Raw genomic sequence first — 13,819 nt, 5'->3', positions numbered from 1 at the left:
CGCAGGCCTTGCCAGTGCTGCAATGTGCCTCACCGCTTCGCATCCACGACGCCGCAGCGGCTGCCCTGCCTGATTCAAATGCTTCCAAAAAAATAGCAACGCCAGACAGTTTGACGTGTCTGGCGCAGGATCCCGGGAACGGCCGGAAAGGCCCTCAGTGCGTGACCCGCGCGCGGATCTCCGGCAGGGCTTTTTGCAGGTAGTAGACCATCGACCAGACGGTGAGCACCGCCGCCACCCAGATCAGCACCTGGCCCCAGACGCCGGTGTCGATCATGCCGAACACACGGCCGTCGTACAGCAGGAAGGGGATGGCCACCATCTGCGCCGTGGTCTTGAGCTTGCCCAGCATGTGCACGGCCACGCTCTTGCCCGCGCCCAGGTGGGCCATCCATTCGCGCAGGGCCGAGATGGCGATCTCGCGGCCGATGATGATCAGGGCCACGAACACATCGGTGCGCTGCAGATGCACCAGCACCAGCAGCGAGGCGCAGACCAGGAACTTGTCGGCCACGGGATCGAGGAAGGCGCCGAAGGCCGATGTCTGGTTGAGCTTGCGCGCCAGGTAGCCGTCGAGCCAGTCGGTGGCCGCGAAGACGATGAACATGACCGTGGCGACCAGGTTGCGGGTCGCCACGTCGAAAGGCGCATAGAACACCCCGACGATCAGCGGAATCGCGACGATCCGCGTACAGGTCATCAAGGTGGGGATTGTGAGAAACATGGCCGCCATTGTGTCACGTACCTTGGTGTTTGAGGTTCTGTTTGCGGGCCTGCGGTGCAGCCCGCGGGACAGTCGTTTCAATGCAATGCACGGTAGATATCTTCAGCCAGCGCGGCCGAGATGCCGTCCACGCTGCACAGGTCTTCCACCGTGGCTTCCGACACGCCGCGCACGCCGCCGAAGCGCTGCAGCAGGCGCGCGCGCTTCTTGGGGCCCACGCCCGGAATCTCCTCGAGCTTGCCGCCGCCTACGCGCACCTTGGCGCGCGCCGCGCGCATGCCGGTGATGGCGAAGCGGTGGGCCTCGTCGCGGATCTGGGCCACCAGCATCAGCGCGGCCGAGTCGTAGCCCAGGTAGATCTTCTCGCGCCCGTCGGCAAAGACCAGCTCCTCCAGGCCGACCTTGCGCCCCTCGCCCTTTTCCACGCCCACGATGCGCGAGACATCGAGCCCCAGCTGCTCGAAGACTTCGCGCGCCATGCTGACCTGGCCCTTGCCACCGTCGACCAGCACCAGGTCCGGCAGTTGCGGCTGCTTGCCGGTGAGCTCGGCACCGCCCGCCTCTCTTTGCGCCTCGGCCACGCGGCTGTAGCGGCGCGTCAGCACCTGGCGCATGGCGGCATAGTCGTCGCCGCCCGTGATGCCTTCGATGTTGAAGCGCCGGTATTCGCTGCTTTGCATCTTGTGGTGATGGAAGACCACGCAGGAGGCCTGCGTGGCCTCGCCTGCCGTGTGCGAGATGTCGAAGCATTCGATGGTGAGTTCGTCCAGGTTCTCGCAGGCCAGGTCCAGCGCCTCGACCAGGGCGCGCGTGCGCGCCTGCTGCGAGCCTTCTTCGGCCAGCAGGCGGGCCATCTGGATGTCGGCGTTTTTTTGCGCCATCTCCAGCCAGATGCGCCGCTGCTCGCGCGGCTGCTGCACGGCGGTGATGCGCACGCCGCCTTGCTCGCTCAGCAGCGCCAGCAGTTTCTTGTCCACCGGGTGGCTGACGATGAGCACGGGCGGCACGGCCACGCCGGTGTAGTGCTGGGCGATGAAGGCCTCCAGCACGATCTCCTCGACCGGGCGCGCGGACTCGGCAAGACTGGCCTCTTCCTCGCCGGCGTAGACCGAGGCGGCATCGCCCAGGTTGGCGGGAAAGTACGGCCGGTCGCCCAGGTGGCGGCCGCCGCGCACCATGGCCAGGTTCACGCAGGCGCGACCGCCCTGCACCTTCACGGCGAGGATGTCCACGTCGCGGTCGTCGGCGGTTTCTATGACCTGCTGGTGCAGCACGCGCGACAGTGCCGTCATTTGGTTGCGCACCTCGGCGGCCTGCTCGTATTCCATGCGCCCGGCGTGCTCCATCATGCGGGCCTCCAGCTGGCGCAGCAGTTCCTGGGTCTCGCCGCGCAGCATGGCCTCGGCATTGCGCACATCCAGCGCATAGGCTTCGGGCGAGATCAGGTCCACGCAGGGGCCGGAGCAGCGCTTGATCTGGTAGAGCAGGCAGGGCCGCGAGCGGTTGGCGAAGACCGTGTCCTCGCAGGTGCGCAGCCTGAAGACCTTTTGCAGCAGCTGGATGCTTTCCTTGACGGCCCAGGCATTGGGATAGGGGCCGAAGTAGCGGTGGCGCTTGTCCACGGCGCCGCGGTAGTAGGCCATGCGGGCAAAGAGCTGGTGGGCCGGCTCGCCATCCCGGCCGTCGCGCGCGGCCACGCCGGTGATCTTCAGATAGGGATAGCTCTTGTCGTCCCTGAACAGGATGTTGTACTTGGGTTGCTGCGTCTTGATCAGATTGTTTTCGAGCAGCAGGGCCTCGGCCTCGGAGCGCACCACCGTGGTCTCCATGCGGGCGATCTTGCCCACCATGTGGCCTATGCGCGTGCCGCCATGGTTCTTGGTGAAGTAGCTGGAGACGCGGCGCTTGAGGTTGATGGCCTTGCCCACGTACAGCAGCGTGCCTGCCGCGTCGAAATAGCGGTAGACGCCGGGCAGGCCCGGCAGCGCTGCCACCTGGGCCAGCAGTTCATCGGAATGGGGTTCGGACATGCGCCTATTGTGGCCGCTGCCCGGGCCCGCCGCAGCGGGCCTGCGGGCCCTCGGGCTCTTACTCGGCCTCGATCTTCGAGGACTTGACCACCTGGGCCCAGTTGGCCCAGTCGGTCTTGACCATGGCGCCGAGCTGCTGCGGGTTCATGTAGTCGGCCGTGGCGCCCTGCTCCTGCGCCTTTTGCTTGAAGGCCGGGTTCTCCACGACCTTCTTGAGGTCTGCCGTGAGCTTGTCGATCACGGGCCTGGGCGTGGCGGCGGGCGCGAACACGGCAAACCAGGAGGTGGCGTTGACGCCTGCGTAGCCGGCCTCGGCCGTGGTGGGCGCATCAGGCAGGCTGGGCAGGCGCTGCGTGCCGGTGACGGCCAGCACGCGCAGCTTGCCGCTTTGCACATGGGGCATGAAGGGCGGCGCCGTGCCGAAGGTCAGGTCCACCTGGCCACCCAGCAGGTCCTGCAGCGCGGGGCCCGTGCCCTTGTAGGGGACGTGGACCATCTTGATGCCGGCCTGCTGCTCCAGCATGGCGCCGGTCACGTGCTGCAGCGATCCGTTGCCGGAAGAGGCGTAGTTCAGCTTGCCCGGGTTGGCCTTGGCATAGGCCACGAGTTCGGCCAGCGTCTTCACGGGCAGCTCGGACCGCACCACGATGATCTGCGGCGCCGACAGCACATTGGCCACGGGCTGGAAGTCGCCCTGCTCCCAGGTGCGGGTCTTGGTCAGGTGGGGCGAGATCACGTGGTAGCCCGAGTACTGCATGAGCAGGGTGTAGCCATCGGCCTCGGCACGCTTGACCAGGCTGGCCGCGATGGAGCCGTTGCCACCGCCCTTGTTGTCCACCACCACCGACTGGCCGATCACCGGCGCCAGCGCCTGGGCCGCCATGCGCGCGGCCAGGTCGGTGGTGCCGCCGGCTGCGGCCGGCACGATCATGGTGATGGTCTTGGCGGGGTAGCCGCCCTGGGCCAGCGCGGCCGTGCCGCCCAGGCCCAGTCCTGCGATGGCCATGGCCACGGCTGCGATCTGTCTGCGTTGAATCTTCTTCATCTTTGTCTCCTTGGTTTGCTCGGTTCTTGTGAATGAGAATGCGCGCCGGCCTCAGCCCTTGGCCAAAGCCCGTTCGCGGATGGCTGCAAAGTCGGCTGGTGGCTGGTGCAGGTCCAGCCGCGCGCCGGCCTTGGCGATCTGGCTGGCCGTGTCATGGCCGATCAGCGCGGGCAGGCTGCGCGCGGCCGCGACGATCTGCGCCAGGTCCACGCCGGTGTCGTAGCCCATGAGCTGCAGCGCGTGGACGATGTCCTCCGTGCAGGCATTGCCCGAGGCGCCCGGCGCATAGGGGCAGCCGCCCAGGCCGCCGATGGAGGCGTCGAAGCGGTCGCCGCCCGCCTCGATGGAGGCCAGCACATTGGCCAGCGCCATGCCGCGCGTGTTGTGGAAATGCAGGGTCATGCCCAGCTGCGGCCAGCGCTGCCGGAAGGCGGCCACCATGGCGCGCACCTGGGTCGGGAAGGCCATGCCCGTGGTGTCGCACAGCGTGATGCCCTGCACGCCCAGATCGGCAAAGCGCTGCACCCAGCCGAAGACTTCCTGCTGCGGCACATCGCCCTCCATGGGGCAGCCAAAGCAGCATGACAGCGAGACGTTGACGGGCACGCCCGCCTGCTGCGCCGTGGCCACGACCTGGGCCAGCGCCGCGAACGACTGGCTGCGCTGCATGCGCAGGTTGCACAGGTTGTGGGTCTCGCTGACCGACATGACGAGGTTGAGTTCGTCCGTGCGCGCCTCGATGGCGCGCTCGGCGCCCCGCGCATTGGGCACCAGGGCGGTGTAGACGGTGCCGGGGCGGCGTTCGATCTCGCGCATGACGATTTCGCCATCGCGCAGTGCGGGAATGGCCGTGGGCGAGACAAAGGCCGTGACCTCGATCTTGGACAGGCCGGCCTGCGACAGTGCATTGACCAGGGCGATCTTGTCCTCGGTGGGGACGAAGGCCTGCTCCATCTGCAGCCCGTCGCGCGTGCCGACCTCGTTGAAGAAAACGCGGCGGCCCGCGCCCTGCCAGACATCCGTGGTGTGGACGGCGTTCATTGGATCACTCCCTTGCTGCGCAGCAGCGCAATCTGTTCGGCCGTGAGGCCGGCCTCGGCCAGCACCGCGTCGGTGTCGTCGCCCACATGGGGGGCGCTGGTGCGCACCGTGCCCGGCGTGAGCGAGAGCTTGGGCACGATGCCCGGCACCTCGATGTCGTCGCCGTCGCGCGTGTGCTGGCTGAGGATCATGTCGCGGGCGCGGTAGTGCGGGTCCTCGGCAATGTCCTTGGCGGTGTAGACCTTGCCGGCCGGCACGCGTGCGGCGGCCAGCTGGTCCATCACGGCCTGCACGCTCTGCGTGCGCGTCCAGCCGCCGATGACGGCATCGATCTCGGCAATGCGCGCCACGCGGCCCGCGTTGTCGGCCAGTTGCGGATCGTCAGCCAGGTCCTGGCGGCCGATGGTGGCCATCAGGCGCTTGAAGATGGAGTCGCCATTGCCGGCCACCAGCACCCAGCCGTCCTGGCAGGGATAGGCGTTGGACGGCGCAATGCCCGGCAGCGCGCTGCCTGCGGCCTCGCGCACGGCGCCGAAGGCGCTGTATTCGGGCAGCAGGCTTTCCATGACGTTGAACACGGCCTCATGCAGCGCCACGTCGATGACCTGGCCGGCACCGCCGTTCACCTTGCGGTGGTACAGGGCCATCATCACGCCGATCACGCCATGCAGCGCGGCCAGCGTGTCGCCAATCGAGACGCCCACGCGCACCGGCACGCGGCCTGGCTCGGCCGTCAGGTGGCGCAGGCCGCCCATGGCCTCGCCGATCACGCCAAAGCCCGGCAGGTCGCGGTAGGGGCCGGTCTGGCCGTAGCCCGAGATGCGCAGGATGACCAGCCCGGGGTTGAGCGCATGCAGCTGCTCGGGCGACATACCCCAGCCCTCCAGCGTGCCGGGACGGAAGTTCTCCACCAGCACATCGGCCTCGGCGATCAGGCGCCGCGCGATGTCCTGGCCCTCCTGCTGGCGCAGGTCCAGCGCCACCGAACGCTTGTTGCGCGACTGCACCTGCCACCAGACCGAGGTGCCGTTCTTGATCAGGCGCCAGTTGCGCAGCGGATCGCCCGCGCCCGGCGCCTCGATCTTGACCACGTCGGCGCCGAACTCGCCCAGCGTCTTGCCGCAGAACGGCCCGGCGATCAATTGCCCCATCTCGACCACGCGCACGCCGCTGAGCGCGCCGGGTGTGGGGGCCTGCCTTGTCTGTTGTGTCATGGGTTAGCGCTTCCTCTTTGTCTCCTGCGGCCGGCCTCCGATGGCATTGCCGCGGCGCCGATCTTGCCGCCGTCCGCGCCGGCCGCAAAACGCTCAAGCGCGACGCTGCCATCGCAAACCGGCATGGCAGAACCCGGTCGGGCGGGGCCGGGCGATAATCGCCACCCCATGAAACTCGACCCGATTTCGCTGCGCCTGTTCGTGGCCGTGATGGAGGAAAGCGCCATCGCACGCGCTGCCGCACGCGAACACATCGCCCCCTCGGCCGCCAGCCGGCGGCTGGCCGAGCTGGAGAGCCAGCTGCAGGTGGAGCTGTTCACCCGCAGCAACCGCGGCAGCGTACCCACGGCCGCCGCCTATGCACTGCTGAACATGGCGCGCGGCGTGCTCAATGACCTGGACGGCATCGGCGAGCAGATGCGCGAGTACGGCAGCGGCCTGCGCGGCCATGTGCGCGTGATGGCCAACATCTCGGCCATCACCCAGTTCCTGCCCTCCCAGCTGCAGCGCTTCCTGGACCAGCACCCGCATGTGGACGTGCGCCTGCAGGAGCGGGTGAGCAGCGACATCGCGCGCGCCGTGGCCGACAACGAGGCCGATATCGGCATCCTCAACCAGGGCAGCTACGGCGAGAAGATCCGCCTGCGCCCGTACCGGCGCGATCGCCTCATCGTCATCGTCCCCCAGGGCCATGCGCTGGCGCGCCGGCGCTCGCTGCGGCTGGCCCAGGTGCTGGACCATGACCTGGTGGGCATGCACGCCGGCAGCGCGCTCAACCACCAGATCACGCGCGCCGCGGCCGACCTGGGCCTGCAGCCCCGGCTGCGCATGAAGGTCACGGGCTATGACGCGCTGTGCCTGATGGTGGCCTCGGGCCTGGGCGTCGGCATCCTGCCCGAAGGCAGTGCCCGCCTGTACCTGGGTGCCCTGCCGCTGCGCTGCATTGCGCTGGACGAGCCCTGGGCCGAGCGCCAGCTGATGCTGTGCGTGCGCTCGCAGGAGGCCCTGCCGCCCGTGGCCCAGTTGCTGGTCGAACACCTGTGCGAACCCTGATTCCGATGCTTGCCTTCAACCCCATCCCCCCGGCCCCTCTGCCAGAACAGGCCGCTGCACGGACCTGGGACATCTTCTGCCAGGTCATAGACAACTTCGGCGACATCGGCGTGTGCTGGCGCGCGGCGGCCGACCTGGCCTCACGCGGCCAGCGCGTGCGGCTGTGGATGGACGACGCCAGCGCCCTGGCCTGGATGGCGCCCCGGCCCCACCCGGCCGGGCTCAGCGTGCACGGCTGGCCTACGCAGGCGCAGGACGTCCCGCAGGCCGTGGGCGATGTGGTCATCGAGGCCTTCGGCTGCGAGATTCCGCCGCCCTTTCTGGCGGCCATCGCGCGCCGCGCGCCGCTGTGGATCAACCTGGAGTACCTGTCGGCCGAGGACTATGTGGAGCGCTGCCACCGCCTGCCATCGCCGCTGATGTCGGGGCCGGCTGCGGGGTTGACGCGCTGGTTCTTCTACCCGGGCTTCACGGCCGCCACGGGCGGCCTGCTGCGCGAGCCGGACCTGGCCGCGCGCCAGGCGACTTTTGCTTCCGAGGGCCGGCAGGCCTGGCGCACACGCCACGGCATGGGCACCGGCGATTGCGCCATCTCGCTGTTCTGCTACGAGCCTCCTGCCCTGCCGCACTGGCTGTGCCAGCTGCATGCTGCGCCGCCCGCACCACAGGCCACGCATCTGCTGGTGACGCCCGGGCGCGCGGCAGCCGCGGTGCAGCAGGCCATGACCAGCGTGCCCGCCACGGAACAAGGCGCGGTGACCCGGCATGCGCTGCAGCCCTGCCCCCAACCTCAGTTCGACGAAATGCTCTGGGCCTGCGACCTGAACCTGGTGCGTGGCGAGGATTCGCTGGTACGCGCGCTGTGGGCCGGCCAGCCCCTGGTCTGGCACATCTATCCCCAGCACGACGACGCCCACCACGACAAGCTCGACGCCTTCCTGGACTGGCTGCAGGCACCAGCCAGCCTGCGCGTCTTCCACCATGCCTGGAACGGCATGACACCCGCAAGCACCCTGCCCGCAATCACGCCTGCGCTGCTGCGGCAATGGCAGGAATGCGTGCAGGCGGCGCGCCTGCGGCTGCTGCAACAGACCCCATTGATTGAGCAGCTGCAAGCTTTCGTGACCGAAAAAAGCTAGAATGCACGTTTTGCCTCCCTGGAGGCGCCGTTGCGGGCGACCGCCAGCCGGCCGCCATCGACCAACCAGGGTTGCACCCGCCGCGGAACTGCGGCAGGCGCACCGTCCCAGCGACTTCGCTTGCCTGCCCTGTTGAGCGGCTTCAACCTCAGCCAAGCAAGCTATGAAAATCGCTCAAGAAATCCGCGCCGGCAACGTGATCATGCACGGCAAGGACCCGATGATCGTCCTGAAGACCGAATACGCTCGCGGTGGCCGCGGCGCCGCCACCGTGCGCATGAAGCTCAAGGCCCTGCTGTCGAACATGGGCACCGAAGTCGTGTTCAAGGCCGACGACAAGATCGACAACGTGATCCTGGACAAGAAGGAGTGCACCTACTCCTACTTCGCCGATCCGATGTACGTCTGGATGGATGCCGAATACAACCAGTACGAAGTGGAAGCCGCCAACATGGGCGACGCCATCAACTACCTGGAAGACGGCATGCAGGCCGAAGTCGTGTTCTACGACGGCAAGGCCATCTCCTGCGAACTGCCCACGTCCGTGGAACGCGAAATCACCTGGACCGAACCCGCCGTCAAGGGCGACACATCGGGCAAGGTGCTCAAGCCCGCCAAGATCGCTACCGGCTTTGAAGTGCCCGTGCCCCTGTTCGTGAGCCAGGGCGACAAGATCGAAATCGATACCCGCACCGGCGAGTACCGTAAGCGCGTCTGACCGACGCCTGCAGTTCCCTCTGCGAAGCCCCTGGCAGTCTCTGCCAGGGGCTTTTTCTTTGGGTGCGCGGCATCCATGCAGATATTTACCCGGGTTTAATTGACTTGAATATTTTACCCGGCTAATATTCAGCACATGACTACCGACTCTTGCATGGCGGGCGCCGAGCCCGCACCCAGCTACACCATCTTCCAGGGCCATGGCCGCCTGCTGCAGGGGGACAGGCCTGCCGTCCTGCAGTTCCTGCAAAGCCATGAACAGCAGCCGCAAGGCAGCGGATCGGCGCCGCCGCTGTGGGTTTTCGACGACCACAGCGGCATGCGGCTGGACCTGGACTGGCGCAGCGAACTGGCCGCATCGCCCACACCCGGACAAGCCGCCGCACCGCGCAGCGTGGGCCGCCCCAAGCTGGGCGTGGTGGCACGCGAAGTCACCTTGCTGCCACGGCACTGGGAATGGCTGAACCGCCAGCCCGGCGGCGCCTCCGGCGCACTGCGCAGACTGGTGGACGAGGCGCGTGGCAAGCATGCCGCACAGGATGCCGTGCGCGCCGCCACCGAGGCCGCCTACCGATTCATGAGCGAGATGGCGGGCGACCTGCCCCATTTCGAGGACGCCAGCCGCGCCCTCTTTGCACACCAGGCCGACGCCTTTGCAAGGCACACCGCCACCTGGCCCGAGGATGTGCGAAGCTATCTGCAGCAACTGAGCAGCGCTGCCTGGTCCTCGCCGCCATCGCCAGGGCAGGACTGAAGCCCCCGCCTTCCATTGCATTTTCTCGTCGCATTAACAGACACAACATGACGAAACCTAACGAACCTCTGCCCCAGGCTGCTGCGCCTGCCGCATCCAGCCCCGCCGGGCCGCCCATCGCCCACGGCACCCAGCCACTGTGGCGCACCTTCCTGGTGTTCCTGGGCCCCATGGTCCTGGCCAATATCCTGCAGTCGCTGTCGGGCACCATCAACAGCGTCTTCATCGGCCAGATGCTGGGCGTGCAGGCCCTGGCGGCCGTCGCGGCCTTTTTTCCGGTGATGTTTCTCTTCATCGCCTTCGTGATCGGCCTGGGCGCAGGCTCCTCGGTGCTGATAGGCCAGGCCTACGGTGCGCGCATGCACGACAAGCTGCGCGCCATCGCAGGCACGGCCATGTGCATAGGGCTGCTGTTCGGCGCCGTCGTGGCCCTGTTCGGCGGACTGTTCACCGAGCCGCTGATGCGTCTGCTGGGCACGCCGCCCGACATCATGGAGCAGGCCACGCTGTATTCGCGCATCGTGCTGCTGGGCATGCCGGGGCTGTTCGTGTTCCTGCTGGCCACCTCGCTGCTGCGCGGCGTGGGCGACACGGTCTCGCCCATGCTGGCCCTGCTGATCTCCACCGGCACGGGCCTGGTCTGCACGCCGGCGCTGATTGCGGGCTGGGGCGGCCTGCCGCGCCTGGGCGTGGCCAGCGCGGGCGTATCCATGATCCTGGGCTTCACCCTGGCCCTGGCCTGGCTGGGCTGGCGGCTGCGCCGCATAGCCAGCCCGCTGGCGCCCAATGCCGCGCTGTGGAAAGCCATGCGCATTGACCGGACCCTGCTCAAGAGCATCCTGCGCGTGGGCATTCCCACGGGCGTGCAGATGATCGCTTCGTCCATGGCCGGGCTGGTCGTCGTGTCGCTGGTCAACGGCTTCGGCTCCAGCGCCACGGCAGCCTACGGTGCGGTCAACCAGATCAACTCGTTTGCGCAGTTCCCGGTCATTTCGGTGGCCATCACGGCCTCCATCCTCGGAGCCCAGGCCATTGGCGCGGGACGCAGCGAGCGCCTGGGCGCCATCACGGCCACGGCCATCCGCATGAACCTGGCATTGGGCGCCGCCCTGGCCCTGATCGGCAGCCTGTTCGCGCGGCCGCTGCTGGGCATGTTCATCACCGACGAGCAGGTGCTGGTGCTGGCCATCGAGCTGCTGTACATCGTGCTGTGGAGCGGCCTGCTGCTGGGCTGCTTCATTGCCCTGTCGTCCATCATGCGTGCCAGCGGCGATGTGGTCATTCCCACGGCCATCACCATCACGGTGCTCGCCGTGCTGGAGCTGCCCCTGGCATGGTGGCTGAGCCGCAGCTTCGGGCTGATGGGAATCTGGATGGCCTTTCCGCTGTCCTACACCCTGACGCTGTGCCTGCAGACCGCCTACTACAAGCTGGTCTGGAAGAAGCGCCCGATCCGCCGCATGGTGTAAGGCGTGCGCCATGCAAAACAGGCTTCCCGAGGGAAGCCTGTTTTTTTTTGGGGTGGGCAAAGCGTCAGGCGTTCAGGTCCAGCACCACGCGCCCTTCGATCTTGCCTTCATGCATGCGCGCGAAGATGTCGTTGATGTTCTCCAGCCGGTCGGTGGACACGGTGGCCTTGACCTTGCCCATGGCCGCGAAATCCAGCGACTCCTGCAGGTCCAGCCGCGTGCCCACGATGGAGCCACGCACCGTCACGCCGCTGAGCACCATGTTGAAGATGGGCAGCGGGAAGCTGCCGGGCGGTAGGCCGTTGAGCGATACCGTGCCGCCGCGCCGCACCATGCCCAGCGCCTGCTCGAAGGCCTTGGGCGAGACCGCCGTCACCAGTGCGCCGTGCGCGCCGCCAATCTCCTTTTTCAGATAGGCCGCAGGGTCCGTGGTCATGGCATTGACCGTGACCTGTGCGCCCAGGCGCCTGGCCAGCGCCAGCTTGTCGTCATCCACGTCCACCGCCGCCACGTTCAGGCCCATGGCCTTGGCATATTGCACGGCCATGTGGCCCAGGCCGCCGATGCCCGAGATCACCACCCAGTTGCCGGGCCTGGTGTCGGTGACCTTCAGGCCCTTGTAGACCGTGACGCCCGCGCACAGCACGGGAGCGATCTCGATCAGGTCCACGCTGCCGGGCAGCAGGCCCACGAAATTGGCATCGGCCAGCGCGTACTGCGCAAAGCCGCCGTTGACGGAGTAGCCGGTGTTCTTTTGCTGCTCGCACAGCGTCTCCCAGCCACCCAGGCAATGCTCGCAATGGCCGCAGGCCGTGTACAGCCACGGAATGCCCACGCGGTCGCCCTCCTTCACGTGGGTGACGCCCGCGCCCACGGCGGCCACGTAGCCCACGCCTTCGTGGCCGGGAATGAAGGGCGGATTGGGCTTGACGGGCCAGTCGCCCTGCGCCGCGTGCAAATCGGTATGGCAGACGCCGCAGGCCTCGATCTTCACCAGCACATGGCCGGGATCGGGCCTGGGCACCGGGACTTCCTCGATGGTGAGCGGCTTGCCAAACTCCCGCACCACGGCGGCCTTCATGGTCCTGTTCATTCGCGCCATCCTTTCTTTGCGTCAAAGTAGGTACAGCATTTCAGCGAAGAGGTCCGGCCGCCTTGATCGATATCAGGCACTGGTCCGGAAAAGACAAAAAAACGGGCAAGGAGAACCTTGCCCGTTTTCGGGAGATGGCAGAACGGCAGGCTTACACGGGCTGGCCCACCAGGTCATGGCCTTGCGTGCCCACGATGCGCGCCTTGACGAAGTCGCCCACCTTGTAGGTCTTGCTGGCCTTCTCGGGCGGCAGCAGGTGCACCAGGCCGTCGATCTCGGGGGCATCGGCATAGCTGCGGCCCACGCCACCCTTCTTGCCCAGGCCCACGGACTTGTCCACCAGCACCTGCATGGTCTGGCCCACGCGCTTTTGCAGGCGCGCAGTGGAAACCTCCTCGGCCACGGCCATGAAGCGCGCGCGGCGCTCCTCACGCACTTCCAGGGGCAGCATGCCGGGAATCTCGTTGGCGGCAGCGCCTTCGACCGGGCTGTACGCAAAGCAGCCCGCACGGTCGATCTGCGCCTCGCGCAGGAACTGCAGCAGGTGCTCGAACTCCTGCTCCGTCTCGCCGGGGAAGCCCGCGATGAAGGTGGAGCGGATCACCAGGTCCGGGCAGATTTCGCGCCAGCGCTGCAGGCGCTCCAGGTTCCTCTCGCCGTTGGCGGGGCGCTTCATGCGCTTCAAGACATCGGGATGGCTGTGCTGGAAGGGCACGTCCAGATAGGGAAGCACGCGGCCCGTGGCCATGAACGGAATGATCTCGTCCACGCTGGGGTACGGGTAGACATAGTGCAGGCGCACCCAGGCGCCATAGGGCTCGGCGATCTCGGCCAGCGTCTGCACCAGTTCGAGCATGCGTGTCTTCACCGGCTTGCCGTCCCAGAAGCCCGTGCGGTACTTCACGTCCACGCCATAGGCCGAGGTGTCCTGGCTGATCACCAGCAGCTCCTTGACGCCACCCTCGAACAGTGCACGCGCCTCCTTGAGCACATCGCCCACCGGACGCGAAACCAGATCGCCGCGCATTGAAGGGATGATGCAGAAGGTGCAGCGGTGGTTACAGCCCTCGGAAATCTTCAGGTAGGCGTAGTGCCTGGGCGTGAGCTTGATGCCCGCCTCGCCAAAGGCGCCCGGCACCAGGTCAATGAAGGGATCGTGCGGCTTGGGCAGATGGGTGTGGACGGCATTCATCACCTCCTGCGTGGCGTGCGGACCGGTCACGGCCAGCACGCTGGGGTGCACTTCCTGGATCAGGTTGCCGCCATCCTTGCCCGCCTTGGCGCCCAGGCAGCCGGTGACGATGACCTTGCCGTTCTCGGCCAGCGCCTCGCCAATGGTGTCCAGGCTCTCGCGCACGGCGTCATCGATGAAGCCGCAGGTGTTGACGATCACCAGGTCAGCGCCCTCGAAGGTCTTGGAGGTCTGGTAGCCCTCGGCGCTGAGCTGGGTGAGGATGAGTTCGGAGTCCGTGAGTGCCTTGGGGCACCCGAGGGAGACGAATCCCACGCGCGGAGCGGCCGCGCCGGCAGGGGTTGTCAT

The 13,819-nt window shown here is 67.4% G+C and carries 12 protein-coding genes; 5 read left to right on the top strand and 7 right to left on the bottom strand.

Annotated features, from left to right (window positions below; translation table 11 throughout):
• Positions 1-154: 154 nt before the first annotated feature.
• From pgsA to AC5I49_RS07740, 5 genes are all read right to left on the bottom strand, one after another.
• Entirely contained in the window at positions 155-724 is a 570-nt protein-coding gene (pgsA, locus tag AC5I49_RS07760; protein ID WP_026062576.1) for a CDP-diacylglycerol--glycerol-3-phosphate 3-phosphatidyltransferase, read from the bottom strand.
• Positions 725-801: 77 nt separating this feature from the next.
• On the bottom strand, positions 802-2,754 hold the full coding sequence (gene uvrC / locus AC5I49_RS07755; protein WP_016453009.1) for an excinuclease ABC subunit UvrC: 1,953 nt from the start codon (positions 2,752-2,754) through the stop codon (positions 802-804).
• 58 nt (positions 2,755-2,812) lie between these two features.
• A complete protein-coding gene (locus tag AC5I49_RS07750; protein WP_016453010.1) occupies positions 2,813-3,799 on the bottom strand; it encodes a Bug family tripartite tricarboxylate transporter substrate binding protein in 987 nt (328 codons plus the stop codon).
• 51 nt (positions 3,800-3,850) lie between these two features.
• The gene (locus AC5I49_RS07745; protein WP_017406150.1) at positions 3,851-4,840 is read right to left on the bottom strand and encodes a hydroxymethylglutaryl-CoA lyase; all 990 of its coding nucleotides are present in this window, start codon (positions 4,838-4,840) and stop codon (positions 3,851-3,853) included.
• Complete coding sequence (locus AC5I49_RS07740; RefSeq protein WP_016453012.1) at positions 4,837-6,054, bottom strand: CaiB/BaiF CoA transferase family protein; 1,218 nt, start codon at positions 6,052-6,054, stop codon at positions 4,837-4,839. The genes AC5I49_RS07745 and AC5I49_RS07740 overlap by 4 nt, the downstream gene beginning before the upstream one ends.
• Before the next feature lie 168 nt (positions 6,055-6,222).
• Between AC5I49_RS07740 and AC5I49_RS07735 the strand changes: the two genes are divergently transcribed.
• From AC5I49_RS07735 to AC5I49_RS07715, 5 genes are all read left to right on the top strand, one after another.
• The gene (locus tag AC5I49_RS07735) at positions 6,223-7,107 is read left to right on the top strand and encodes a LysR family transcriptional regulator (RefSeq protein WP_017406152.1); all 885 of its coding nucleotides are present in this window, start codon (positions 6,223-6,225) and stop codon (positions 7,105-7,107) included.
• 5 nt (positions 7,108-7,112) lie between these two features.
• A complete protein-coding gene (gene earP / locus AC5I49_RS07730) occupies positions 7,113-8,246 on the top strand; it encodes an elongation factor P maturation arginine rhamnosyltransferase EarP (RefSeq protein ID WP_277849766.1) in 1,134 nt (377 codons plus the stop codon).
• 163 nt (positions 8,247-8,409) lie between these two features.
• Positions 8,410-8,964 (top strand): elongation factor P, encoded by a 555-nt coding sequence (gene efp / locus AC5I49_RS07725; protein WP_016445346.1) that lies wholly within the window; start codon positions 8,410-8,412, stop codon positions 8,962-8,964.
• A gap of 153 nt (positions 8,965-9,117) precedes the next feature.
• A complete protein-coding gene (locus tag AC5I49_RS07720) occupies positions 9,118-9,717 on the top strand; it encodes a DUF2239 family protein (protein ID WP_277849932.1) in 600 nt (199 codons plus the stop codon).
• A gap of 47 nt (positions 9,718-9,764) precedes the next feature.
• The gene (locus AC5I49_RS07715; RefSeq protein ID WP_046237908.1) at positions 9,765-11,186 is read left to right on the top strand and encodes an MATE family efflux transporter; all 1,422 of its coding nucleotides are present in this window, start codon (positions 9,765-9,767) and stop codon (positions 11,184-11,186) included.
• A 64-nt stretch (positions 11,187-11,250) separates the two neighbouring features.
• On the opposite strand, the gene adhP is transcribed toward AC5I49_RS07715, so the two are convergent.
• Positions 11,251-12,279: an alcohol dehydrogenase AdhP gene (gene adhP, locus AC5I49_RS07710; RefSeq protein ID WP_016445343.1), complete on the bottom strand. Its 1,029-nt coding sequence runs from the start codon at positions 12,277-12,279 to the stop codon at positions 11,251-11,253.
• A gap of 151 nt (positions 12,280-12,430) precedes the next feature.
• Positions 12,431-13,819 (bottom strand): 30S ribosomal protein S12 methylthiotransferase RimO, encoded by a 1,389-nt coding sequence (gene rimO / locus AC5I49_RS07705; RefSeq protein ID WP_016453016.1) that lies wholly within the window; start codon positions 13,817-13,819, stop codon positions 12,431-12,433.

The organism is Delftia sp. (assembly GCF_059499305.1).
Note: the sequence above shows the minus strand (reverse complement) of the source record. Positions and strands in the feature narration are given on the sequence as shown.